Source organism: Streptomyces sp. GDS52, from assembly GCF_052246875.1.
Classification (GTDB): domain Bacteria; phylum Actinomycetota; class Actinomycetes; order Streptomycetales; family Streptomycetaceae; genus Streptomyces; species Streptomyces cathayae.
On record NZ_CM125966.1, the window covers coordinates 2,791,375 to 2,816,315 of the forward strand.

Consider the following 24,941-nt stretch of genomic DNA (forward strand, 5'->3'; position numbering starts at 1 on the left):
CGCTGTGTCGCTCAATATAACTTTATGTGCCTTCTTGCGCGAAGGGGCGTCCTGTGACACGGAGCCCCGCCACCCCCCTCCCCTCGCCCGAGGAGCGGCGACGCCTGCGCGAGTCCCGCTCGCTGACGCAGGCTCAGCTCGCGCAGCGGATCGGCGTCAGCCGCGAGACGGTGCGTGCGTGGGAGTCCGGCCGCAGCACACCGCGCGGCCGGAAGCGGGAGACGTACGTGAAACTGCTGACGGCCACCCCGGCACCCGCGCCCACGGGGCGGCGGTCCGAGCGACCCGGTCGGCCCCTCGAACTCCCTGAACCCTCCGAATATCCCGAGTCGCCCTCCGTCCTGACGCCCACTCAGGCCTTCGACGCCCTGTACGCCTTCTGCGCCCCGGCGCTGGTACGGCAGGCGTATCTGCTGTCCGGTCGCCGCGGACTGGCACGCGAATCGGTCGAGCGGGCCTTCCAACTGGCCTGGGACCGCTGGCCCGAAGTGGCCCGCGACCGCGACCCGGCCGGTTGGGTGCGGGCGGCGGCGTACGAGTGGGCGCTGTCCCCGTGGCACCGGTTCCGGCCCCGCCACCGGCGTCCGGAACCGCCGCCCTCGGAGCCGTCCGAGCGGGAGCTGCTGGACGTCCTGCTGCACCTGCCACCGCCGTACCGCCGCACGCTCGTGCTCTACGACGGTGTCGGCCTCGACCTGCCGGAGACCGCGGCGGAGACGGAGGCCAGCACGCGGGCGGCCGCGAGCCGGCTGCTGCACGCGCACGAGATCGTCGCGGCCCGGCTGCCGGAGTTGTCGGATCCGCGGGTGCTGCACGAACGGCTGGCCGAACTGGCCTCCTCCGAGCACCTGCGGTCCGCCAAGCCGCCGGAGGTGCGGGACGGCAGCGAGCGCAGGGCCCGGTTCTGGACCCGGGCCGTCGTCGCCTTCACGGTCGCCCTGATCGGCGCCGTCGCGCTCACCCTGGCCACGGCGCCCACGCACTACGCCCCACCGCTGCCGCCCGGGGAGACCGTCCAGGGGGTGCCGCCGCAGATGGCCCCCGGGCCCCTCTCGAACAGGGAGCGGAAGCTGCGGAGCAAGCTCCGGGAGGAGCTGCAGCACGGCCCGCAGCGGCTGGCACCGCAGCCGCGGTGACGGAGCCGGAGACGACGGTGGGCCCGTCCCCCTGAGGGGACGGGCCCACCCGTGTGCTGCGGTCGCTCAGCCCGCGAGGAGCTCGCGCGCCAGCTTGGCCGTCTCGGTCGGCGTCTTGCCCACCTTGACGCCCGCGGCCTCGAGGGCCTCCTTCTTCGCCTGGGCGGTGCCGGACGAACCGGAGACGATGGCGCCGGCGTGGCCCATGGTCTTGCCCTCGGGCGCGGTGAAGCCCGCGACGTAGCCGACGACCGGCTTCTTCACGTTCTCCGCGATGTAGGCCGCGGCCCGCTCCTCGGCGTCGCCGCCGATCTCACCGATCATGACGATCAGGTCGGTGTCGGGGTCGGCCTCGAACGCGGCCAGCGCGTCGATGTGCGTCGTGCCGATGACCGGGTCGCCACCGATGCCGACGGCCGAGGAGAAGCCGATGTCCCGCAGCTCGTACATCATCTGGTACGTCAGCGTGCCGGACTTCGAGACCAGGCCGATCCGGCCCGGCTTGGTGATGTCGCCCGGGATGATGCCGGCGTTCGACTGACCGGGGCTGATCAGGCCCGGGCAGTTGGGGCCGATGATCCGGGTCTTGTCGCCCTTCTCCACGGCGTACGCGTAGAACGCGGCCGAGTCGTGGACGGCGATGCCCTCGGTGATGACGACCGCGAGCGGGATCTCGGCGTCGATCGCCTCGACCACGGCGGACTTCGCGAAGGCCGGCGGTACGAAGAGGACGGACACGTTCGCGCCCGTCTTCTCCATCGCCTCGGCGACCGTGCCGAAGACCGGGATCTCGTTGCCGTCGATGTCGACGGAGGTGCCCGCCTTGCGCGGGTTCACACCGCCGACGACGTTCGTGCCGTCGGCCAGCATGAGCTTGGTGTGCTTCATGCCCGTGGCACCGGTCATGCCCTGGACGATGACCTTGGAGTCCTTGTTGAGGAAGATAGCCATGGCTGTTCTGTCCCTCGTCCCTTACTTCGCGGCCGCGAGCTCGGCGGCCTTGTCGGCCGCGCCGTCCATGGTGTCCACGCGCTGCACCAGCGGGTGGTTGGCGTCGGAGAGGATCCGGCGACCCAGTTCGGCGTTGTTGCCGTCCAGACGCACGACCAGCGGCTTGGTGACTTCCTCACCCCGGTCCGCGAGCAGCTGCAGCGCCTGCACGATGCCGTTGGCGACCTCGTCGCAGGCGGTGATGCCACCGAAGACGTTGACGAACACGGACTTGACGTCCGGGTCGCCGAGGATGATCTCCAGGCCGTTCGCCATGACGGCGGCGGAGGCGCCGCCACCGATGTCGAGGAAGTTGGCGGGCTTGACGCCGCCGTGTGCCTCACCGGCGTAGGCGACGACGTCCAGGGTGCTCATCACGAGCCCCGCGCCGTTGCCGATGATGCCGACCTCGCCGTCGAGCTTGACGTAGTTGAGGTTCTTCTCCTTGGCGGCGGCCTCGAGCGGGTTGGCCGCGGCCTTGTCGTGGAGCGCCTCGTGGTCGGGGTGACGGAACTCGGCGTTGTCGTCCAGGGTGACCTTGCCGTCGAGGGCGAGGACGTCACCGGAGGCGACCTTGGCCAGCGGGTTGACCTCGACGAGGAGCGCGTCCTCGGCGATGAAGGTCTTCCACAGGGTGACGAGGACGTCGGCGACCTTGTCGGCCACCTCGGCCGGGAAGTTCGCGGCCTCGACGATCTCGCGCGCCTTCTCGGGGGTCACACCCTCGTTGGCGTCGATCGGCGTCTTGGCGACGGCCTCCGGACGGGTGGCCGCCACCTCCTCGATGTCCATGCCGCCCTCGACGGAGGCGATGGAGAGGAAGGTGCGGTTGGCACGGTCGAGGAGGAAGGAGACGTAGTACTCCTCGACGATCTCCGGAGCGGTCTCGGCGATCATCACCTTGTGGACCGTGTGGCCCTTGATGTCCATCCCGAGGATGTCCGTCGCACGGGCGACGGCCTCGTCCGGGGTGGCCGCCAGCTTCACGCCACCGGCCTTGCCGCGTCCACCGACCTTCACCTGGGCCTTGACGACGGACTTGCCGCCCAGACGCTCGGTGATCTCGCGCGCCGCCTCAGGCGTGTCGATGACTTCACCGGCCAGCACCGGTACATCGTGCTTGGCGAAGAGGTCCCTCGCCTGGTACTCGAACAGGTCCACGCGCTTCCGTCCCTATCAGTGATTCGCGATTCGTTGGATGCGTGGGCGTGCCGCGAAGGGCAACGTGACTACGTCCGCAGTGTCACAAGGGGAGCGCACACGGTGTCCGAGCGCGCGGCATGTCCGTCTCGCAGGTTATCCCCGGTTGCAAGGTGTCTCTAAATCGCAGGTCACATCTGAGCGGTGAGACCTGTCACATGATGCCGGAAACAGTGACACACCGTGCCATCCGCGGAGGGCCCCGCCGGGTCGGGACCGGCCCGGCGGGGCCTGCCCCGCACCCCGACGGGAGCCGATCACCCCGTCCGCGAGGTCACGGCCGGGCCCGACCCGACGGCGTTCGGCCGTCCGGATCCGGACAACCTCGCGAAGCTCTTGTCACCCGTAAGTCAGGTACCGCGTACGCGAGACGCACGGGACACACAGGGCACATGGGGCCTACGAGGCATACGGGATGCACGGGGTGCACGAGACGTGTTCGCGTCCGGGCCGCCGGGTGAAGGCCTGCGTGGGTGCGCGGCCTGCCTCTCGGTCCGCTCCTCCGGGCCCCTCACAGCGGATCCGGTATCGGCAGCGGCCGCTTCTCGATCGCCGCGGCCATCACCTCCGGGAACAGGTCGGGCGTGCAGGCGAACGCCGGCGCGCCCAGCGCGGCGAGGGCCGCCGCGTGCTCCCGGTCGTAGGCGGGCGCCCCCTCGTCGGACAGCGCCAGCAGCGTCACGAACTGCACGCCCGACGCCTTCATCGCCGCGACCCGCTTGAGCATCTCGTCGCGTATGCCCCCTTCGTAGAGGTCACTGATCAGTACGACCACCGTCTCCGCGGGCCGGGTGATCTGCGCCTGGCAGTACGCCAGCGCCCGGTTGATGTCCGTGCCCCCGCCGAGCCGGGTCCCGAAGATCACGTCGACGGGGTCGTCGAGTCGGTCCGTGAGGTCGGCCACCGCCGTGTCGAACACGACGAGCCGCGTGTCGACGGACCGCATGGACGCGAGCACCGCCCCGAACACCGAGGCGTAGACGACGGACGCCGCCATCGACCCGGACTGGTCGACGCAGAGGACGACCTCCTTCTTCACGGACGGCGCGGCCCGCCCGTGGCCGATGAGCCGCTCGGGCACGACCGTCCGGTGCTCGGGGAGGTAGTGCTTGAGGTTGGCCGCGATGGTGCGGTTCCAGTCGATGTCGTGGTGGCGGGGCCGGCTGACCCGGGCGCTGCGGTCGAGGGCCCCGGTGAGGGTGGCCCGGGTGCGGGTGGCGAGCCGCTTCTCCAACTCGTCGACGACCTTGCGGACGACGGCCCGCGCCGTCTCCTTCGTCGTGTCGGGCATCGCCTTGCCGAGCGACATCAGCGTGCCCACGAGATGGACGTCGGCCTCGACCGCCTCCAGCATCTCCGGTTCCAGCAGGAGGGTGGCGAGCCCCAGCCGGTCGATGGCGTCGCGCTGCATGACCTGGACGACGGCGGAGGGGAAGTAGGTCCGGATGTCCCCGAGCCAGCGCGCCACCGACGGCGCGGACGCCCCCAGTCCCGCCGAGCGCTCCCGCCCCGTCCGCGGCTTGTCCCTCTTGCCGTAGAGCGCGGTGAGCGCTCCGTCCAGGGCGGCGTCCTGGCCGGACAGCGCGCATCCGGTGCCGTCCGCCGCGTCCCCGCCGAGCACCAGCCGCCACCGCCGCAGCCGTTCCCGCGCCGGGTCCGTCACCGCTGCCGCCATACGTCCCCCTCCATCCCTTGCTCCTTCGCCCTTCGCCCCCTCGTCCGGTGGCCGGGGGCCGTCATCGTGCCGCTCCCACCAGGCCGGCGCCCGTGTCCTCGCCGCCCTCCTCCTTCTCGCCGCCCTCCCCGTCCCCGGCCGCCTGCTCCCCTCCCGGTCCCAGCCCCAGCAGCAGCCGCACCACAGGCAGGACCGCGTCCGCCCGGCCGGTGTCCGGGTTTGCCGCGAAGCCGGGTGTCCCACGACCGGCGCCCGCCGCGCCGCTCCGCGCCCCCGGTCCGCGCCGGACCAGCTCGCCGAGCGTGCGCCGCACCCCGGGCTCGTACGCCGAGAAGGTCCGCCGCAGCAGCGGGAGCACGTCCGTGAACGCCTCCGCGGGCACCCCCGTCAGCCACGCGTCGACCAGTGCGAGGAGCCGCTCGTCGTGGACGAGGAGCAGCCCGCCCCCCGAGCCGCCGACGAACCCCTCGATCCACGCCGCCGCGTCCGCCGGGGACGTACCCGGTGACGACAGCACCAGCCCCATCTGCCGGGCCGCCTCGTCCTGCGCCAGCTCCCCGTCGTCCAGCAGCAGGCGGGCCGCCCGCCCCCGTACGACACCGGGCACGGTGTCCCGCGTCGCCAGCTTCCGCAGTGCCGACGCCCAGCGGGCGCGCAGGTTCCCGTGGCCCGGCGCGGGAACGTCGCCGAGGAGCCCCACCGCCCCGTGCACGGCGTCGAGATGGCGCCGCATCTCCTCGGCGGCGTCCGCGCCCAGTCCGGCGCAGGCCGGGGGCAGGCCGACCAGGACCCGCTCCGCCAGCCCGGCGGCGACCTCGGCCAGGGCAGCGGTGCCGGTGCCGCGCACATCGCCGTAGCGCAGCGAGCGGACCAGGGCGGGCAGGGCCTGGGCGAGACGGCCGACGTCCGTGTCGAGGGCCGCGCGGTCGGCGAGTACCCGCATCACCGTGGGCAGCGCGTCGGGCAGTCCGGCCAGGAGGCAGTGCTCGGCGAGCCCGGTGACGGCGGCGAGGTCCCGCGCCGCGACGGCGTCCGCCTCGGCCCTGGCGGTCGCGGCGGCGAGTACGGTCGTCCCCCATATACCGGCCTCGGCGACCCGCACGGACAACTCCGGCTCCCAGCACAGCCGCCAGGTCTCCCGGAACGTGCCCGTACTCCCGTACGAGGCCGCCGGCTCCCCCCAGCCGATGCCGAGCAACCGCAGCCGGTGCAGCAGCCTGCTGCGCTGCCCGTCGGTCTCCTTGCGCAGGTCGAGTTCCAGTTCCCGCTCCGCGGCCTCGGGTTTCAGCCGCAGCCGGCGCTGGGTCCGGGTGAGGTCCAACTGCAGGGGCACCGCGGGAGCCGTCGCCGGCACCTCGCCGAGCACGTCACCGACGATCAGCCGGTCGTGCACCAGCGCCAGCGGCACGTCGGAGCCCTCGCACATCACCGCCCGCACCGCGTCCGTCGTCTCGCCCAGTCCGGGCAGGGGCCGGCCGCGCAGCGCGGCGAGCGTCTCCGCCAGCCGTACCGACTCGATGACGTGGGCGGGGGACACGGTCCGGTCCTCGGCGCGCAGCAGCCCCGCCACCTTCGTCATCCACCGCTCGACCGGCCGGTCCTCCGCGCCGAACAGATGCCCGTACCAGCCGGGCGAGTCGATGCCCGCGCCGTAGCCGCTGAACCGGGACAGCCTGCGGTTCGTCCACGGCACCCACGTCAGGTCCGTCCTGACCTTCGGCAGACCTCTGAGCAGGGCCCGGTCGGCGGCGACGGTGGCCTTCCGCCGCAACGCGGGCACGTGCCAGGCCCCGCAGACGACGGCCACACCGCTCCCGTACTCCCGCCGCGCCGCCCGGATCTGGAGCCGCATGTACGCCTCGCGCACGAGATCCCGGTCGTGTCCCCCGCTGCCGTACACCTCCCGCAGCGCCGTCATGGCCTCCTCCAGCGCGGTGAACGGGGCGAGCGCGTCGCCCTCCTCCCCCACTCCGCGGTGCTCGACGACGTCCTCCCACCACCGCTCGGCGTCGTCGTACCCGGCGGCCTCGGCCAGCGCCCGGAGCGGATCGATCCGCACGTCGCCCTGCTGCCCGGTGTCCGGCTTCCCCCCGTCGTCCGGCTGTTCTCCGTCGTGCGCCTCGTCCCTCCCCCGGGCCAGGGTGTGGGTGGCCGGCAGGTCGATGAAGCGGGCCGGGGCGCCGTGCTCCAGCGCCCAGTGGATCGCGACCCACTCCGGGGAGAACGCGGCGAGCGGCCAGAACGCCGAGCGGCCGGGTTCGTCCACCGCATGGGCGAGCAGGGCGACCGGCGGACGCATGCCGTCGTCCGCGGCGAGCGGAATCAGCTCGTTCGCCTCGGGCGGGCCCTCGATCAGGACGACTCCCGGACGGGCCTCCTCCAGGGCCGCCCGCACCGCCCGCGCCGACCCCGGTCCGTGGTGCCGTACTCCGAGCAGCAGCGGCCCCGCTCCCCGGCCGCCGGGCTGCTCCGCCTCGCTCACGCGCCCGCCTCCCTGCAGGCCCGGTAGAAGTCCTTCCAGCCGTCGCGCTCGCGGACGACGGTCTCCAGGTACTCCTGCCAGATGACGCGGTCCGCCGCCGGGTCGCGGACGACCGCGCCGCGCATGCCCGCCGCGACGTCCCCGGCCCGCAGCACGCCGTCCCCGAAGTGGGCCGCCAGCGCCAGCCCGCCCATGACCACGGAGATCGCCTCGGCGGTCGACAGGGTGCCGCTGGGCGACTTCAGCTTCGTCCGGCCGTCGGTGGTGACCCCGTCGCGCAGCTCGCGGAAGACGGTGACGACACGGCGGATCTCGTCGATGCCGTCCGGCACGGCCGGCAGGTCGAGGGAGCGGCCGATCTGGTCCACCCGGCGCGAGACGATGTCGACCTCCGCCTCGGGGGTCTCGGGCAGCGGCAGCACCACGGTGTTGAACCGGCGGCGCAGGGCGCTGGACAGGTCGTTGACCCCCCGGTCGCGGTCGTTGGCGGTGGCGATCAGGTTGAAGCCGCGGACCGCCTGCACCTCCTGGCCCAGTTCCGGTATCGGCAGCGTCTTCTCCGACAGGATCGTGATCAGTGTGTCCTGCACATCGGCCGGGATCCGGGTCAGCTCCTCGACGCGGGCCGTCGCCCCCTCCGCCATCGCACGCATGACGGGACTGGGCACGAGGGCGTCGCGGCTGGGGCCGTGGGCGAGCAGCCGGGCGTAGTTCCAACCGTAGCGGATGGCTTCCTCGGGGGTGCCGGCGGTGCCCTGGACCAGCAGGGTGGAGTCACCGCTGACCGCCGCGGCCAGGTGCTCGGACACCCAGGTCTTCGCGGTGCCCGGCACGCCGAGCAGCAGCAGGGCGCGGTCGGTGGCCAGGGTGGTGACGGCGACCTCGACGATGCGGCGCGGGCCGACGTACTTCGGTGTGATCACGGTGCCGTCCGGCAGTGTGCCGCCGAGCAGGTAGGTGGCGACGGCCCACGGGGACAGCTTCCAGCGGGCCGGCCGCGGGCGGTCGTCCTGCGCGGCCAGCGCGGTGAGTTCGGCGGCGAAGGCGTCCTCGGCGTGCGCCCGCAGTACCTCGGCCGCGGGCACGGAGCCGTTCCGGCCCGGGTCGACGGATGCCGGGGCGACGGGCGTCGGTTCGACAGATGCCGGTTCGACAGACGTCGGTTCGACAGACACGGACATGGCGGAGTCCCCCTCCAGCTCGGCCGGTTCGGATCTGGCACCCACCGTGCACCACCCCACTGACAATCGCTGTGACCTGGGAAAACGAAGATGCGAGGCCGATTGTCAGTGGGGGGACCTACCGTCGACGACATGACTCAGCAGGGGGTGCGCTGGACCGCGGACCAGGTGCTGGCCTTGGCGCCTGACCTCGCGTCGCGCACGGCGGGAAGCAAGCTCGGCGCGGCCGGTCCGTGGTCCGAGGCCGGCAGTTCGGGCGAGGGGGCGGTGTGGGGGCTGTGCGAGGGCAGCGGCGGCAAGCCGTACCGGACGGTGGTCGACATCGCGGACCCCTCCGGGCCCGCGTACCGGTGCAGTTGCCCGAGTCGCAAGTTCCCGTGCAAGCACGCCCTGGGTCTGCTGCTGCTCTGGGCGGGCGACGAGGGGGCGGTGCCGCGGGCGGAAGCGCCGGAGTGGGCCGGGCAGTGGATCACGGACAGGCGCGGGCCCGTGGGACGGAACGGGGCCGCGGGACGGAACGGGGTCGCGGGCCCGTCGGGCTCCCCGTCCGGACCCGCCGATCCGGAGGCGGCCCGGCGCAGGGCGGAGCGCCGGGCCGAGCGGGTCACCGCGGGTGCGTCGGAGCTGGAGCAGCGGCTGACGGATCTGCTCCGCGGCGGACTGGCCACGGCGGAGCGGTCCGGGTACGGCCTGTGGGAGGAGACGGCGGCCCGCATGGTCGACGCGCAGGCGCAGGGACTGGCCACCAGGGTCCGGGAGTTGGGGGCGCTCCCGGGCACGGGTCCGGGGTGGCCGGTGCGGCTGCTGGAGGAGTGCGCGCTGCTCCACCTCCTCGCTCAGGGCTGGCTGCGCCGTGATCGGCTGCCGGAGGGGCTGGCCGCCACCGTCCGCTCCCGCACCGGTCTGCCGACCCCGGCGGACGGCCCGCCGGTGCGGGACCGCTGGCTGGTCCTCGCCCAGTACGACTCGGCGGACGCGCGCCTGACGACCCGCCGGATCTGGTTGTACGGCACGGACTCGCGGCGCACCGCTCTGCTCCTCTCCTACGGAGCCGCGGGGCGCGCTCCGGAACTGACGCTGCCGGTGGGGCTGATCCTGGACGCGGAGCTGTCCGCCCACCCGGGTACCGGGCAGGCACGGGCGGCGCTCGGTGAGCGGTTCACGGCGCCCGCCCCCACGGCCGAGCGGCCCCCCGGGACGACGACGACCCGGGCCGCCGCCCGGTACGGCGACGCACTGCGCGACGACCCCTGGCTGGACTCCGTTCCGGTGACCCTGGACCGGGTGGTACCGGCCCCGGACGGCGACTCCTGGCAGCTCGCGGACGCCGACGAGGACACCGCCCTGCCACTCACCGCGACCGCGCGTTCCCGCCCCGGCCTGTGGCGTCTCGTCGCCCTCTCGGGCGGTGCGCCGGTCACGGTCTTCGGCGAGTGCGGCCACCAGGGGTTCACCCCGCTGGCGGCCTGGCCGGAGGGGCCCGGCGAGGTGGTGCCGCTGTGCTGAGCCGCCCGCACCTCACCGGCCCCGCCCACCCCCGGCCGCTCCCGGCCGTCCGACGGGAAGGAAGCCCATGAGCAGGACCTCCGTACCGGCCGCCTCCTCGGCCGCGTCGGTGCCGCACTCTGCGGACCCGTCCCTTCCGGGCGCCTGGGAGGACCTCGTCACCACGGCGCTGCTGGGGACGGACCGGCGTACCCCGGCCGGCGCCGCGCCCGGCGCGGACGCCCCGAAGACCCTGCTGGACGCGGCGGCCGTGGCGACCGTGCGGCGCCGTGCCGGACTGCGTCCCGCCAGGGCGGCGGAGCGCCCGCGACCAGCGCCCCGGGACCCGCGCCCCGCGCTGCCGCCCGCCGCCGCCCGCCGGCTCGCGATGCTGCTCGCCGACCGCCCCGGCACCTCCGGCGGCGGCCGCCGGGGTACGGCACCGGACCTGATGGAGCTGCTGCCCCAGTGGCTGGCGGCGGCGAACGCGCACGGCTTCGCGGCACCCGCCCCGGTGCTCCCCGCGCTGCTCGACGCCGCGCGGGGACGTACGGACCTGCGGCCGGCGGCCCTGCGGTTCGCGGGGCCGCGCGCGCTGTGGCTGGCCCGCCTCAACCCGGACTGGCGGTTCGCCCTGCGCTCGGCCCAGGGAAGGGGCATATCACTGCCGGGGACCGTGAACCCCGGGGACTCCGGGGGCCCCGAGGGTTCCGGGGGCTCCGATGCTCCCGAGAACGCGGAGTCGCCCCTGCGGCTCTGGCAGGAGGGCCTCTTCGCGGAACGGGTCGCCCTGCTCGCCGCCCTCCGTTCCCGCCGGCCCGCCGCCGCGCGTGAACTCCTCGCGACGACCTGGGCGACGGAGCGGGCCGAGGACCGGCTGATGTTCCTCGACTCGTTGCGCACCCGCCTCTCCCCGGACGACGAGCCGTTCCTGGAACTGGCGCTCGCCGACCGCAGCCGCACCGTACGGGCGACGGCCGCCGAGCTGCTGTCGGCGCTGCCCGGTTCGGCCTTCGCGGAGCGTATGGCGGTCCGGGCCGGGGTGTGCGTGGCCGTGGACCACACCCGGGACACGCCCACCCTCACCGTCGAGGCGCCGCACGAGTGCGACGCGGACATGGAGCGCGACGGGGTGACGGCCAAGGCTCCCGCGGGCCGGGGCGAACGGTCGTGGTGGCTGGGGCAGCTGGTGGAGGCGGCCTCCCTGGGCACCTGGTCGCGGCGGCTCGGCGGACGGTCGCCCCGGCAGATCGTGGCCCTCCCCGTGGCGGACGACTGGCGGAGCGAACTGCACGCGGCATGGTGCCGCGCGGCGGTGCGCCAGCGGGACGCGGAGTGGTCGCGGGCGCTGCTCGGCGAGCCCGCCGCGGTGGAGGCGGGCGGCCCGGGAGCGGTGTCCCTGGCCGAACGGGCCAAGCTGCTCGGCGCGCTGGACGCGACCGAACGAGCCGAGTGGGTGGCGGGGTTCATCGGGACACACGGACTGCCGGACGCGTTCCAGCTGCTCGGCGTGTGCGCGGTGCCGTGGGCACCACCGCTCGGCCGGGCCGTGGTGGACGCGCTCGACATCGCCCGGGACGCGGGGAGTTATCCCTGGAGTTTCAGCGGTGTCATGGGTCTGGCCGAGCGCTGCCTCGACCCCTCGGAGGCAGGCCACCTCGATGCGCTCCTGGCCGTACCGGACGAGCCGGAGGACGCCTCGCCGGGCTCCGGTGGCTACTGGTCGGAGGCGTTCCAGCGACTGGTCACCACACTGCGGCTGCGCGCCGCGATGCTGGCGGAGCTGACCCCGGCACCACCCGGCCGCTCCTGACCCCCCGGTTCCTTGATTCCCTGATCCCCACCACGACCACCACGCACCGTCCCCGCGGATGACCGCGGGGACGGCCGCGCCGACCGTGCCCGGTGCGGCCCCGCGGTCCGCGTCGGAGCCGGAGCCGGAGCCCGGCACCACCGGTTCCGAACCGGAGCCCGCGCGGTCGACGGGGACCGCCCGGGCCGGGGTCTACGGTCTACGCCTCCGCGGGATGCCGCACGGTCGCGCGCACCCAGTCCACGATCGACGCCGTCGTCGCCCCCGGGGTGAAGATCTCCGCGACGCCCTTCTCCTTCAGCGGAGCGATGTCCGCTTCGGGGATGATCCCCCCGCCGAAGACCAGGATGTCCGCCGCGTCCCGCTCCTTGAGCAGCTCGATCACCGCCGCGAAGAGCGTGTTGTGCGCGCCGGAGAGGATGGACAGACCGATCGCGTCGGCGTCCTCCTGGATCGCGGTGTCGACGACTTGCTCGGGAGTCTGGTGGAGCCCGGTGTAGATGACTTCCATACCGGCGTCGCGCAGGGCCCGCGCGATCACCTTGGCCCCACGATCGTGGCCGTCGAGCCCCGGCTTGGCCACCACCACGCGGATCGGACCGGCTGCCACACCCATTACTGCCTCCTGAAGCGACTACATCCATCCGTACCGAGAAATACCGCACATACAAGCCATGCCACACCCGTCACGTGCCGCACGCCTCCGCCGTCCACCGAATACGCCGCCAAGGTACAGACGTCCGGCCCGCACCGGACCGGAGAAGTGAGTGAACGGACGTTATCCCCAGCATCCCGCAACCGGCAGTTTCACGGTGCGGACCGAGGGGGAAATCACACAGAGGGACATGTTCACCGCGCACCGTCCCGGTGCCGCACGAGCCGGGCACCGCTGCCCGTGCGGCACACGGACAACAGTGGGAACATGCGTATAAGGGATTCGCCACGAGGTCGTTCCCACCACCGCGACCAGCCACAGCTCCTGCCGGACGCGGCGTCGACCGCTTTTCGCAGCGAACCCCATGAGGGCACACGGGGGACAGAGCTGTCTTTCGCGTGCCGACAGGAGGTCGGCCATGAAGGTCACGGAGGCAGTACTCCCCTTTCTGCCGCTCTGTCGGCGCCTGATGCCGAACCGGCTGGCAGGTCTGTCCACCGCCCTGCTGAAGGCCACCGCCCTGGAGCTCGCCATCCTGGTGGGCCACATGCTCCTCTATCCCGCCGGCATCGTGCAGGAGCGGCGGGACACGACGCCCGAGCTCCCCCCGCCGGACGGCACCGCGAAGCTGCCGACGGAGTACCGACCCCCGGTCGTGCTGCTGCACGGCTTCATCGACAACCGCTCGGTGTTCCTGCTGCTGCGCCGCAGTCTCGCCCAGCACGGCAGGCAACAGGTCGAGTCGCTCAACTACTCCCCACTGACCTGCGACATCCGCGTCGCGGCCGAACTGCTGGGCCGGCACATAGAGGAAGTGTGCGAGCGCACCGGCAGCAGTCGCGTCGACATCGTCGGGCACAGTCTCGGAGGGCTGATCGCGCGGTACTACGCGCAGCGCCTGGGCGGCGACGCCCGCGTACGGACCCTCGTCACCCTCGGCACCCCGCATGCCGGCACACGCGTCGCACCGCTGGCCAACGCTCACCCCATCGTGCGTCAGATGCGTCCCGGTTCACCGGTGGTCGAGGAGCTCGCCCGCCCCGCGCCCGGCTGCCGCACCCGCTTCGTCGCCTTCTGGAGCGACCTCGACCACATCATGGACCCGCTGGAATCGGCCTGCATCGAGCACCAGGACCTGATCGCGCAGAACGTGCGGGTGGGCGGTGTCGGCCACCTCGCCCTGCCCGTGCACCCCGCCGTGGCGACCGGCATACGGGAGGTCCTGGACGCGGCACACCCCGGAGAACCGTCCACCGGCCACGCGGGCGGCCTGACGGTGGCGTGACGGTGGCGTGACGAAAAGCGGGCGACACGCCCGAAACGCATGCTCCTCGACGACTGCGGCGGCAGCACTGTCCCACCCGAACAACAACCGCTCCGCCCGGCCGACTTGGCGACGTGAACGCACACACGTCTCGAACGAATTTCGAACACAAAGCCAAGACCGTGAATACCCGCCACCAAAACGCAACCGAATGCCCGTTTCCTGCGCGCGCGAAACCTGCGGAAGATTGTCGCGCCCGCGTACCGCCGGGTACAGTCGCCGCACTGCTCTGCCAGCCCCTGTTGTCGAGGCGAAAGAGAAGTTGGTGAACGACCGTCACCCGTCGGGGACAATGGCCCCGCCCCCGGCTTCCGACGCCGTCTCGGCGCACTACGCGCCCTACGGCACCCAGGAAGCCCCGTACGGCGACTTCACCACGTACAGCGGCTACGACACCAATGGTTTCGACCCCACGGGCTCCGGAACCAGCGCCCCGGCCACCGCCGCCTTCGCCACCGACCCCCTCTTCGGGGACCTCTCGGGCAGCGGTCACGACCCGGCTGCGTACGCCACCGGGGACTGGTCCGCGGGCGGCCACGGCACCGCGCACCACGACGCGTACCCGGCTCAGCAGCAGGCCGCCGCCTACGACACGGGCGGCTACGACGCGACCGCCTGGACCACCGGGCAGCAGCAGCTGCCGACGGTCCCGCCGCAGGCCACGGCACCCGACGCGAGCGGTCAGTGGGACGCCGGCGCCTGGCTCCAGCCCGACCAGGCCCAGAGCATCCCCGATCCGACCCAGCAGTGGCACTGGGGCACCCAGACCTTCGACACCGGTGCCTATGACGCCACGCAGTGGAACTCCGACGGCAGCGGCACGGCCACCCAGGTCTCCGAGTCCTACGAGGCCCCCTCCCACGAACACCAGGCCGTGCCGTTCGACCAGCAGGCCACCGCCACATTCGAGCGGCACCCGGACCTGCGGTCCTCCACCTCCACCCCCTCCCCTGCCTTCGATTCCCAGGAATCCGAACAGCATCTCCATGAGGTCCACTACGAGGGCCCCTACGAGTCCGCGCACGACACGCCGGACGACGCCGGTGAGCCGCCCGCGGTGGCCCCGCTGCTCGACGGGCAGGAGGAGCCGACCCCGCTGCCCGCGCCGCGCGCGGCGTCACGCGGCGGGTCCCGTTCCCGCCGCCGCACGCCCGCCAAGCGCTCCGCGCTGCTGACGGTGGCCGTGCCCTCGGTGTGTGTGATGGGTGTCGCCGGTATCGCGGCGGCCTCGGTCGGCGATCTGGCCGAGGACGGCGGCAGCCCGGAGACCAGGACGACCGCGGCGGACCCGCCGCCGGTACAGCCCGCCACCGTCAACAACGAACTCAACACCCAGCTCGAGAGCCTCTCCGCCGGGGCCAACGACTTCGCCGACCGGGCCAGTCGCACCCAGGAACGCATCGACCTGGAGGTCCAGCAGGAGGCCGACCGCAGGGCGGCGGCGGAGGAGGCGGCCCGCAAGGAGCGGCTGCGCCCGAAGTTCGCGCTTCCCGTCGCGCAGCACGGCCTCAGCGCCTACTACGGCCAGTCCGGCATCAACTGGATGTCCGTGCACAGCGGGATCGACTTCCCCGTCTCGTACGGCGCGCCGGTGATGGCCGCCACCGACGGCACAGTCCGCACCCAGTACAACAGCGCCTACGGCAACATGATGATCGTGACCGCGATGGACGGCACGGAGACGTGGTACTGCCACCTCTCCAGCTACCAGCTCCCCTCCGGTACGGCGGTGAAGGCCGGCCAGCCGATCGCGTTCTCCGGGAACTCGGGCAACTCCACCGGCCCGCACCTCCACTTCGAGGTCCGCCCGGGCGGCGGCTCGGCGATCGACCCGCTGGCGTGGTTCCGCAGCCACGGCCTCGACCCGACGTAGCCCGTCTCCGCCCCACCGCCCGGCGGCAGCGAAGGCTCACCGTCCGGCATCCGGATGCCGGACGGCCCTCACCCCGGGAACCGGGCGCCCCCGGCCCCCGGCTACAGCTTCTCGACCGGCGCGTACCGCAGCAGCAGCCGCTTCGGCTTGGTGTCCCCGAAGTCGATCGTCGCCTCGGCGTTGCCGCCCGTGCCCTTCACCGCGACGACGGTGCCGAGCCCGAACTGGTCGTGCGTGACCCGGTCCCCGGCCGCCAGCGACACCGTCGGCTTCTCGGCGGCCCGGCGCGTGGCGAAGCCGGACGCGCCCGACGCCGCCGAGCGGGAGCGGGACGACGACAGCGAGGCCGCCACCCCGGACACCGGCCCGGAGGACACCGGGGAACTCGCCCCCGTCCGCTTCCACTCCAGATGGGTGGCCGGGATCTCCTCCAGGAAACGCGAGGGCGGGTTGTACGAGGGCTGCCCCCAGGCGCTGCGCAGCGTCGACCGGGTGAGGTACAGCCGCTCACGCGCGCGCGTGATGCCGACGTACGCCAGGCGCCGCTCCTCCTCCAGCTCCTTGGTCTCCCCCAGGGCCCGCATGTGCGGGAAGACGCCGTCCTCCATGCCGGTCAGGAAGACGACGGGGAACTCCAGGCCCTTGGCGGTGTGCAGGGTCATCAGGGTGATGACGCCGGAGCCGTCCTCGTCCTCGTCGGGGATCTGGTCGGAGTCGGCGACCAGGGCGACCTGCTCCAGGAAGTCGGACAGCGCGACCGACTCGCCCTCACCCCGCTCCTGCTCGAACTCCAGGGCGACGGCGGCGAGTTCCTGGAGGTTCTCGATCCGGGTCTCGTCCTGCGGGTCGGTGGAGGCCTGCAACTCGGCGAGGTAGCCGGTGCGTTCGAGGACCGCCTCCAGGACGGTCGCCGGGCCCGCGCCGGACTCGACGATCGTACGGAGGTCCTCCATCAGCGTGTTGAACCGCTTGACCGCGTTGGTGGAGCGCGCGGCCATGCCGTACGCCTCGTCGACGCGCCTCAGTGCCTGCGGGAAGCTGATCTTCTCGCGCTGGGAGAGCGCGTCGATCATGGCCTCCGCGCGGTCACCGATGCCCCGCTTGGGGACGTTGAGGATGCGGCGCAGCGGCACCGAGTCCTCGGGGTTGGCGAGCACCCGCAGGTAGGCCAGGACGTCCCGGACCTCCTTGCGCTCGTAGAAGCGGACGCCTCCGACGACCTTGTAGGGCAGGCCGACCCGGATGAAGATCTCTTCGAAGACCCGGGACTGGGCGTTGGTGCGGTAGAAGACGGCGACGTCCCCGGCCTTGGCCTCGCCCGCGTCCGTGAGGCGGTCTATCTCGTCGGAGACGAACTGCGCCTCGTCGTGCTCGGTGTCGGCGACGTATCCGGTGATCTGCGCGCCGGTACCCGCGTTGGTCCACAGGTTCTTGGGTCGGCGGGACTCGTTGCGCTCGATGACGGCGTTGGCGGCGCTGAGGATCGTCTGCGTGGAGCGGTAGTTCTGCTCGAGCAGGATCGTCGTCGCGCTCGGGTAGTCCTCCTCGAACTGGAGGATGTTGCGGATCGTCGCGCCGCGGAAGGCGTAGATCGACTGGTCGGCGTCGCCCACCACGCACAGTTCGGCGGGCGGCAGCTCGTGCGCGCCCGGCTGGACGTCACCGGGGGACGCGGAGCTGCCGACCAGCTCGCGCACGAGTGCGTACTGGGCGTGGTTGGTGTCCTGGTACTCGTCCACCATGACGTGCCGGAAACGGCGGCGGTAGTGCTCGGCGACGTCCGGGAAGGCGCGCAGCAGATTGACCGTCGTCATGATCAGGTCGTCGAAGTCCAGCGCGTTCGCCTCGCGCAGCCGCGACTGGTAGAGCGCGTAGGCCTGGGCGAGCGTCTTCTCGAAGCCGTCGGCCGCCTGCGCGGCGAAGTCCTCCTCGTCGATCAGCTCGTTCTTCAGATTGCTGATCTTGGCGCTGAAGGACTTGGGCGGGAAGCGCTTCGGGTCGAGGTCCAGGTCACGGCAGACCAGGGCCATCAGGCGCTTGGAGTCGGCCGCGTCGTAGATGGAGAACGACGACGTGAAGCCGAGCTTCTTGCTCTCGCGGCGCAGGATGCGCACACAGGCACTGTGGAACGTCATGACCCACATCGCGTGCGCGCGCGGGCCGACGAGCTGCTCGACCCGCTCCTTCATCTCGCCGGCGGCCTTGTTGGTGAAGGTGATCGCGAGGATCTGGCCCGGGTGGACGCCCCGCGCGGCGAGCAGGTGCGCGATGCGGTGTGTGAGCACCCGGGTCTTGCCGGAGCCGGCGCCGGCCACGATGAGCAGCGGGGAACCGGAGTGCGTGACGGCGGCCCGCTGGTTCTCGTTCAGCCCTTCCAGGAGGGCGGCGGGGTCCAGCACCGGGCGCGGGGCGCCGTCGCGGTAGTGGGTGTCCCGGTCCGGCGGCACGTCGAACTTCCCGCCGAACAGATCGTCCGGAACCTCCTCCGGCGCATGATCGTCCTCGGGCGGCGGCGGGGGTTCGCCCCCGGGGCCCCGCTGGGCCTGGAGGTCCGCCAGGAAGCTGTCGTCAAAGAGGCTGCTCATCGCTCTCCGAGTCTAGGCCGCCCCACCGACAAGCCGTGGCCACCCCGGCAACATCGCCCCGCACCGCACCCCCCACCCTCCAGCATCACGGTCTCACCCTGCGTGACGTGACGAAGAAGGTCACGAAAACGTATCGGGCATATCACCCATCAACCTTCACACGAGCCACATGAGTTGGCTACGGTTCGGGCTGGCCGTGCGTCCCCCACCGGCGAACCCCGCCGGGCCGAGCGGCCTCCGCCGAGTCCGTCACCGCCGTCGCGGCAGCCGGTCCCTGGCCCTCCCCGGAGCGATGACGGCCTGGAAGTCCGCCTGCCGCCGCCCCGCAGGCGGAATGTTGGAAGGAGTCGCCTCCCTTGGCGTCGCACCGCAAGTCGCGCACCCCCGGTACGCGCGTGGCCGGCAAACGGACCCCGGCCATCGCCACGGCGGCCCTGACCTCCGTCGCCCTGCTGTCCCAGACCGCCGACGCCGCCCCCTCGGACGACGGCCGGCCGAGTCTGGAGGAGGTCGAGAAGAAGGTCGACGACCTGTACCGCCAGGCGGAGTCGGCGACCGAGAAGTACAACGCGGCCAAGGAGAGGACCACCAAGCAGCGCAAGCGCGTCGACGCCCTCCTCGACGACGTGGCCCAGCGCACCGAGACGCTCAACGAGGCGCGGGAGGAACTGGGCTCCCTCGCCGCCGCCCAGTACCGGACCGGCGCGGGCGTCCCGGACACGGCGACCTTCCTGCTCGCGGACTCCCCGCAGGACTTCTTCGACCAGAGCCGGCTGATGGACCGGATGACCGGCCGCCAGAAGGAAGCGGTCGACGACTACGTCACCCAGCAGTCCGAGACGATGGAGAAGCGGCAGGAGGCCGCCGAGAGCCTCGAGACGCTCACCGAGTCGCAGAACGATCTGAAGACCGCGAAGGCCACCGTCCAGAAGAAGCTCAGCACCGCGCGCGAGCTGCTGTCGAAGCTGGACGCCGAGGAGAGGGCGCGGCTCGCGGCGGCCGAGGAGAAGAAGCAGGAAGAGGCCGCCCGCAAGGCCGCCGAGCTCGCCCGGCAGCAGGCGGAACAGCAGCAGGCCGAGGAGAAGGCCCGGCAGGAGAGCGGCACGTCCGACGCCTCCGGCTCTTCCGGCTCTTCCGGCTCGACGACCGCCCCGTCGACCCCGCCGTCGACATCGACGCCGCCCTCGACCTCGACGCCTCCCTCGACCTCGACGGACTCCTCCTACGCCGCCAAGGCCGAGAAGGCCCTCGCCTTCGCCCGCACGCAGATCGGCAAGCCCTACGTCTGGGGTGCCACCGGCCCCGGCTCCTACGACTGCTCCGGCCTCACCCAAGCCGCCTGGAAGGCCGCCGGCGTCACCCTTCCCCGCACCACCTACGACCAGGTGGACGCCGGAACCACGGTCCCGCTGTCCCAGGCCCAGCCCGGCGACCTCGTCTTCTTCTACGACGACCTCACGCATGTGGGCGTCTACGTCGGCAACGGCATGATGATCCACGCGCCGAAGCCCGGCACCTACGTCCGCGAGGAGTCGGTCTTCTACGACGGCGAGTCGTCGATCCACAGCGTGGTCCGCCCGGCCTGACCCAGGACCGCCCCGTGCTCCGACCCGCGGCCTGGCGCGCCCTCGTACGCGACGGGTTCTTCTAACATCGCCCCATGCCCGCCTCCACCCCCTCACCCTCCTCCTTCCACGCCTGGTGGGCGCAGCGTTCCCCGGCGGCCGGTTCCGCCGTGATGGCGACGGGCGTCGTGTCCGTGGCCCTGCAGCTGGCGGGGTGGGAGGTCCTCTCCCTGGTCTTCCTCGTGGTCGCCTGCGCCGCCTGGCTGGGACTGGCGGCGGAGTTCGTCCTGCGGTTGCTGCGGGAACGGGAGCGGTGGGTCTCGGAGGCGGAGAGCCCGAGTTCGCTCACCGCGGTCGCCGCGACGGCCGTACTCGGCACGCGGATGTCCGCGCTCGGCCACGACGCCCTGGCCGGGGCGCTGCTCGCGCTGGCCACCGTGCTCTGGCCGGTGCTGCTCGTCCTCGTCGTACGACGCTGGCGTCCGCGCATGCCCGGCTCCGTGTTCCTGGCCTGTGTGGCCACGCAGGGGCTCGCCGTCCTGAGCGCCACGCTCGCCGGCGCCGAGTCGACGGCCTGGCTCGCGCGGGTGGCGCTGGTGCTGTTCTGGTCCGGGCTGGTGCTCTACGGGCTCGCCCTGTTCCGCTTCGACCCGCGGCAGGTGCTCGAGGGGGCCGGGGACCACTGGGTCGCGGGCGGCGCCATCTCCATCTCGTCGCTCGCCGGGGCCGGGCTGCTCACCGCCGACAGCTCCCGGCTGTATCTGTGGAACGACGACGACCTCGGTGTCCTGCGCCTGACGACCCTCGTCCTGCTGGTGCTCGACCTGGCCTGGTACGCGGTACTGCTGACCGCCGAGGCCGTCCGGCCGCGGCCGGCCTACGACACACGGCGCTGGGCGACCGTGTTCCCCGTCGGCATGACGGCGGCGGCGACGCTCTCCGCGTCCGCCGCCCTCGGTGTCCCATGGCTCGACGGCCTGGGGCGTGTGCTGCTGTGGGTCTCGGTGGCCGTGTGGCTGGCGGTCGCCGTCGGCGCGGTGGCCTCCGCGCGGGCCGCGATCACGTCCGGTCCACGATCGGCCTTTGTCAGGTCCAGAGCACGGCGATGAAGATGTTCGCCGTGGTCAGCAGTCCGACCAGCCCGAACAGGCCCTTGTCCACCTTCTCGTCGTCCCGCTTCACATAGACCAGGCCGAGGATCACGATCAGCAGGGCCAGCTTGACGCCGATCTTGATGTGGTCGACGGAATAGCTCTGCGCCTCGTTGAGCCCGACCAGAGCGATACCGGTGACCAGCATCGTCAGCGCGCCGTGCAGCATCGCGGGCACGAAGCGGGCGGTCCCCTGCCCCATGGCCTTCATCTGGGTGAGGAACCCACCGAGCAGCGACGCGATACCGATGATGTGCAGTCCGACAAATATGTGGATGAGTACGTCCATGAGCCGGAGCCTAACCACCCCCCACCCCACACCCGACACCGGCCCGATACGACGGCTACGGCCGTGGGGCTACGCCCTGACGTAAAGCCCCCGCCCCTCGAAGCTCAGGCTTCCGGTACGCGCATACGCGACGAAGGCGGCCCAGGCACCTCCGGCAACGGCGAACCGTGGGCTCCGGGGGCCGAGCTTCGAGTCCCGGACGTGGATGGTGTGGGGGGAGGGGGCAACTTCGAGGCAGGCACCGCCCTGACTGAGGCATTTCCAACCTGGCTGAACAGCGCGGCCGGCATTGCCCATCCCCGTACGCTTCCCCTCCGACGCGTTGTCGGGTACGAGTTCAACCGGACGGCGTGACCGGGGACCGCACGCCGAACCACTGCTCGGCGCCGAACTCCTCGAACCGCTCCACCTCGGTGAACCCCAGCTTCGCCGCGAGGCGCATCGAACGGTCGTTGGCGGTCTGGGTGCAGAGCACCACCGGCTCGCCGGGAAGCGCGTCGGCGAACCAGTCGAGTGCCGCCGCGCACGCCTCGGCGGCGTACCCACGTCCCCATGCCTCCGGCAGGAACAGGTAGCCGAGTTCGGCCTCCCCGGCATCCGGACGGAGGTGTCCCGGACGCTCCGCGTCGCGCCGGTCGAGCGTGACCGTGCCGATCACCGCCCCGTCGAGCTCGATCACGAAGAGACCGGGGCGCCGCCCCGGTCTCTCAGGCACCGCGCGCTCGAGCTCCTCACGCGGTCGAGGACCGCCGAGGTAGGTGCGCACCTCCGGCGAAGCGAACAGTTCGATGAACGCCGCACGGTCCCGGGCCTCGGACTCGCGGAGCACGAGCCGCTCGGTCCTGATCGGGGCAGGCGGCCAGGCGACGGGTCCGAGCTCGGCCATGGCGGGCAACCTATCCCACGCCCACCGGGCAGGAGCCTCAAAGTAGCCAGCCGGTTTGCACCCCCTCTACATATGCCACTGGATGACGTAAGGATCTTCGCGGTCCCGACGCTGCGGGGCCGAAGACGGACACCCTGCTGAAAAGCGTGAGCAGTCGGCAGGAAAGTGTCAGGTGAACGCTCAAACGAGCGGCATGAGGACAGTTGCAGCCGAAGTGCTCACACTTTTGTCAGACGGTGTGCCACGCCCGGGGCACGATTGCCCGTTCCGACACCGCACACGCCGAGGCCATGTCCCCCACGGGCTGTCGCAAACGACCGGCCCCGTGCGGAACGGGCCAGTGCGCCTCAGGAGTCGCACCGCGGGCGAAGTCGGCGACGGCTGTCGACACGGCAGCCGAAGTGCCGACCCTCACCCATGTGCGGACCGTATCCCGACCGCCCACCCTTCGGCGCCGCGCACTCCAGGACCGGCGTCACCGGACCTGGAGTGGTCGCGTGGGTGCCTACCGGGCGGTCAGACCAGGCGCCGGGCCGTCGCCCAGCGGGTGAGTTCGTGGCGGTTGGAGAGCTGGAGTTTGCGCAGGACCGCCGAGACGTGGGACTCGACCGTCTTCACGGAGATGAAGAGCTGCTTGGCGATCTCCTTGTACGCATAGCCGCGGGCGATCAGCCGCAGCACTTCGCGTTCGCGCTGGGTGAGGCGGTCGAGGTCCTCGTCGACCGGCGGGGCGTCGGTCGAGGCGAAGGCGTCGAGGACGAAGCCGGCCAGGCGGGGGGAGAAGACGGCGTCGCCCTCCTGGACCCGGAAGATCGAGTCGATCAGGTCGGTCCCGGTGATCGTCTTGGTCACGTATCCGCGGGCACCGCCCCGGATCACGCCGATCACGTCGTCCGCCGCGTCCGAGACCGAGAGCGCGAGGAAGCGGACCGGCTGCTCGGTGTCACCCATCAGCGGCGCGCAGCGACGGAGCACTTCCACGCCTCCCCCACCGGGCAGGTGCACGTCAAGGAGGACGACCTCGGGCCGGGTCGCGGTGATGACCGTGACCGCCTGGTCGACGTCGGCGGCCTCGCCGATCACCTCCACGCCGGTCTGGTCGGTCTGTCCGATCTCGGCCTGGACGCCCGTGCGGAACATGCGGTGGTCGTCGACGAGGACGACACGCACATGGCGTCCGGCGCCGTCGGCCGGTCCCGCCGTTCCGTTCGTCCCGGTCGGCTCGGTGGGCTCGCTCATGTCGTGTTCTCCGCCCTCTCCATCTCCAGCTCGACCTCCGTGCCGCCGTCCGGCACCGCGCGCAGCCGCGCCGTGCCGCCGTTGCGCTCCATGCGGCCGATGATCGATTCTCTGACACCCATACGGTCGGCGGGTATCGAGTCGAGGTCGAAGCCTGGGCCGCGGTCCCGGACGGACACGAAGACCGTCCTTCCCTCGACTTCGGCGTAGACCTGTACGGCACCCCCCTCGCCACCGTACTTGGCCGCGTTCACCATGGCTTCGCGTGCGGCCTGCATCTGCGGGCCGGTCTTCTCGTCCAGCGGGCAGTCGCCGACGACGACGACCTCGATGGGGACGCCGTGCTTGTCCTCCACCTCGGCGGCGTTGCGCCGCACGGCGTCGGCGAGGGTGGTGGGCTCCTCCTCCTCGTCCTTGCCGGTGCCCTCGGGCTTGTAGAGCCAGGTGCGCAGGTCGCGCTCCTGGGCGCGGGCGAGGCGGCGCACCTCCCCCGGGCTCTCGGCGTTGCGCTGGATCAGGGTGAGGGTGTGCAGCACCGAGTCGTGGACGTGGGCGGCGACCTCGGCGCGCTCCTGGGCGCGGATGCGCATCAGCCGTTCCTCGGAGAGGTCCTGGGTCATGCGCACGAGGTAGGGGCCGGCGAGGAGGGTGATCCCGACGAGGACCGCGAGGGCCGCCTGGAGCACCGACGCGAGGTGCGTACCGGAGCCCCGCAGGACGAAGATGCCCGACACGCCCGCCGTGACCAGCAGGACGCCGGCGCCGCCCCGCAGCAGGGTGACCGTACGGCGGCGGCTGCCGACCTCGACCCAGCGGGCCCGGCGTGCGTTGTCGGCCTGCCGCCAGACCAGGGCGACGCCCGCGCCGACCAGCACGGTCGGCCAAAGGTAGGCCTTGGCGCCGTTGGACGTGTCCACACTGCCGACGAAGCCCATGGCCACGACGACCATGAGGAGCAGGGCGACGATCTGGCCCTTGTCCGGTCTGCGGGTGACGAGTCTGCGCCGGCCGTCCGGCGAGGTCTCGGTCCCGACCAGCGGGGGCGGCTTCTGCGCGTCCACCCCGCCGACGCCGAGCGGTACGAAGAACCAGAACGCGGCGTACAGCAGCGCGCCGAGTCCGTCGGCCATGAACAGGCCGACGAACACGAGCCGTACCCAGATCACGGGCAGCCCGAGGTGTCCGGCGAGCCCCCGCGCCACACCACCGAGCCAGCGTCCATCACCGCTGCGGTAGAGCTTGCGCGGCGGCCGCGGCTCGACGAGTGGCGCTGCTGCGGCTTCCGACATGTCAATGATGGTCACACGGTCCCCGGTTCCGGGGCATCAGGGTCGGTCCCGGAGACTCCCCTGATCTCCGGTTCCGGGTCCTCGCGCGGCCCCCGGGCACCCCTCAGGGCCGATATCAGGGTC

19 protein-coding genes are annotated in these 24,941 nt (G+C 72.4%); 7 read left to right on the forward strand and 12 right to left on the reverse strand.

What is annotated here, in order from left to right; all coding sequences use genetic code 11:
- The first annotated feature begins 53 nt into the window (after nucleotides 1-53).
- Nucleotides 54-1,136, forward strand: coding sequence for a helix-turn-helix domain-containing protein (locus ACTWJ9_RS12560; RefSeq protein ID WP_279334350.1), 1,083 nt, complete (start codon nucleotides 54-56; stop codon nucleotides 1,134-1,136).
- Between the two features lie 66 nt (nucleotides 1,137-1,202).
- On the opposite strand, the gene sucD is transcribed toward ACTWJ9_RS12560, so the two are convergent.
- From sucD to ACTWJ9_RS12585, 5 genes are all read right to left on the reverse strand, one after another.
- Complete coding sequence (sucD, locus tag ACTWJ9_RS12565) at nucleotides 1,203-2,087, reverse strand: succinate--CoA ligase subunit alpha (protein WP_279334351.1); 885 nt, start codon at nucleotides 2,085-2,087, stop codon at nucleotides 1,203-1,205.
- A gap of 21 nt (nucleotides 2,088-2,108) precedes the next feature.
- Complete coding sequence (gene sucC, locus ACTWJ9_RS12570) at nucleotides 2,109-3,287, reverse strand: ADP-forming succinate--CoA ligase subunit beta (protein WP_279334352.1); 1,179 nt, start codon at nucleotides 3,285-3,287, stop codon at nucleotides 2,109-2,111.
- Nucleotides 3,288-3,837: 550 nt separating this feature from the next.
- Entirely contained in the window at nucleotides 3,838-5,001 is a 1,164-nt protein-coding gene (locus ACTWJ9_RS12575) for a VWA domain-containing protein (RefSeq protein WP_279334353.1), read from the reverse strand.
- Between the two features lie 61 nt (nucleotides 5,002-5,062).
- On the reverse strand, nucleotides 5,063-7,483 hold the full coding sequence (locus tag ACTWJ9_RS12580; RefSeq protein ID WP_279334354.1) for a DUF5682 family protein: 2,421 nt from the start codon (nucleotides 7,481-7,483) through the stop codon (nucleotides 5,063-5,065).
- Nucleotides 7,480-8,664: an AAA family ATPase gene (locus ACTWJ9_RS12585; protein ID WP_387035897.1), complete on the reverse strand. Its 1,185-nt coding sequence runs from the start codon at nucleotides 8,662-8,664 to the stop codon at nucleotides 7,480-7,482. The genes ACTWJ9_RS12580 and ACTWJ9_RS12585 overlap by 4 nt, the downstream gene beginning before the upstream one ends.
- Before the next feature lie 132 nt (nucleotides 8,665-8,796).
- On the opposite strand from ACTWJ9_RS12585, the gene ACTWJ9_RS12590 reads away from it, so the two are divergent.
- Nucleotides 8,797-10,170, forward strand: coding sequence for an SWIM zinc finger family protein (locus ACTWJ9_RS12590; protein WP_443295721.1), 1,374 nt, complete (start codon nucleotides 8,797-8,799; stop codon nucleotides 10,168-10,170).
- A 67-nt stretch (nucleotides 10,171-10,237) separates the two neighbouring features.
- Nucleotides 10,238-11,962 carry a DUF5691 domain-containing protein gene (locus ACTWJ9_RS12595; protein ID WP_279334357.1) on the forward strand — a complete coding sequence of 575 codons (1,725 nt, stop codon included), beginning with the start codon at nucleotides 10,238-10,240 and terminating at the stop codon, nucleotides 11,960-11,962.
- Between the two features lie 199 nt (nucleotides 11,963-12,161).
- Here the strand turns inward: ACTWJ9_RS12595 and ACTWJ9_RS12600 are convergent, their stop codons facing one another.
- Nucleotides 12,162-12,578, reverse strand: a complete 417-nt coding sequence (locus ACTWJ9_RS12600; RefSeq protein ID WP_279334358.1) for a cobalamin B12-binding domain-containing protein — start codon at nucleotides 12,576-12,578, stop codon at nucleotides 12,162-12,164.
- Between the two features lie 457 nt (nucleotides 12,579-13,035).
- Here ACTWJ9_RS12600 and ACTWJ9_RS12605 point away from each other — a divergent pair, with 457 nt between their 5' ends.
- Both ACTWJ9_RS12605 and ACTWJ9_RS12610 read left to right on the forward strand, forming a co-directional pair.
- Nucleotides 13,036-13,902 carry an esterase/lipase family protein gene (locus tag ACTWJ9_RS12605; protein ID WP_279334359.1) on the forward strand — a complete coding sequence of 289 codons (867 nt, stop codon included), beginning with the start codon at nucleotides 13,036-13,038 and terminating at the stop codon, nucleotides 13,900-13,902.
- A 190-nt stretch (nucleotides 13,903-14,092) separates the two neighbouring features.
- Entirely contained in the window at nucleotides 14,093-15,814 is a 1,722-nt protein-coding gene (locus ACTWJ9_RS12610; protein ID WP_443295722.1) for a M23 family metallopeptidase, read from the forward strand.
- 101 nt (nucleotides 15,815-15,915) lie between these two features.
- Here the strand turns inward: ACTWJ9_RS12610 and pcrA are convergent, their stop codons facing one another.
- The gene (gene pcrA, locus ACTWJ9_RS12615) at nucleotides 15,916-18,399 is read right to left on the reverse strand and encodes a DNA helicase PcrA (RefSeq protein WP_279334361.1); all 2,484 of its coding nucleotides are present in this window, start codon (nucleotides 18,397-18,399) and stop codon (nucleotides 15,916-15,918) included.
- 356 nt (nucleotides 18,400-18,755) lie between these two features.
- Here pcrA and ACTWJ9_RS12620 point away from each other — a divergent pair, with 356 nt between their 5' ends.
- Both ACTWJ9_RS12620 and ACTWJ9_RS12625 read left to right on the forward strand, forming a co-directional pair.
- Nucleotides 18,756-19,985: an NlpC/P60 family protein gene (locus ACTWJ9_RS12620; protein ID WP_443295725.1), complete on the forward strand. Its 1,230-nt coding sequence runs from the start codon at nucleotides 18,756-18,758 to the stop codon at nucleotides 19,983-19,985.
- 74 nt (nucleotides 19,986-20,059) lie between these two features.
- Nucleotides 20,060-21,073 carry a tellurite resistance/C4-dicarboxylate transporter family protein gene (locus ACTWJ9_RS12625; protein ID WP_443295726.1) on the forward strand — a complete coding sequence of 338 codons (1,014 nt, stop codon included), beginning with the start codon at nucleotides 20,060-20,062 and terminating at the stop codon, nucleotides 21,071-21,073.
- On the opposite strand, the gene ACTWJ9_RS12630 is transcribed toward ACTWJ9_RS12625, so the two are convergent.
- From ACTWJ9_RS12630 to ACTWJ9_RS12650, 5 genes are all read right to left on the reverse strand, one after another.
- Nucleotides 21,051-21,404, reverse strand: a complete 354-nt coding sequence (locus ACTWJ9_RS12630; RefSeq protein ID WP_279334364.1) for a hypothetical protein — start codon at nucleotides 21,402-21,404, stop codon at nucleotides 21,051-21,053. The two genes, ACTWJ9_RS12625 and ACTWJ9_RS12630, sit on opposite strands and share 23 nt — an antisense overlap.
- Nucleotides 21,405-21,473: 69 nt before the next feature.
- The gene (locus ACTWJ9_RS12635) at nucleotides 21,474-21,701 is read right to left on the reverse strand and encodes a DUF397 domain-containing protein (RefSeq protein ID WP_279334365.1); all 228 of its coding nucleotides are present in this window, start codon (nucleotides 21,699-21,701) and stop codon (nucleotides 21,474-21,476) included.
- 40 nt (nucleotides 21,702-21,741) lie between these two features.
- Nucleotides 21,742-22,290: a GNAT family N-acetyltransferase gene (locus ACTWJ9_RS12640; RefSeq protein ID WP_279334366.1), complete on the reverse strand. Its 549-nt coding sequence runs from the start codon at nucleotides 22,288-22,290 to the stop codon at nucleotides 21,742-21,744.
- A gap of 516 nt (nucleotides 22,291-22,806) precedes the next feature.
- A complete protein-coding gene (locus ACTWJ9_RS12645) occupies nucleotides 22,807-23,529 on the reverse strand; it encodes a response regulator transcription factor (RefSeq protein WP_279334367.1) in 723 nt (240 codons plus the stop codon).
- Nucleotides 23,526-24,818: an ATP-binding protein gene (locus ACTWJ9_RS12650; RefSeq protein WP_279334368.1), complete on the reverse strand. Its 1,293-nt coding sequence runs from the start codon at nucleotides 24,816-24,818 to the stop codon at nucleotides 23,526-23,528. Before ACTWJ9_RS12650 ends, ACTWJ9_RS12645 begins: the two co-directional genes overlap by 4 nt.
- Between the last annotated feature and the right edge of the window lie 123 nt (nucleotides 24,819-24,941).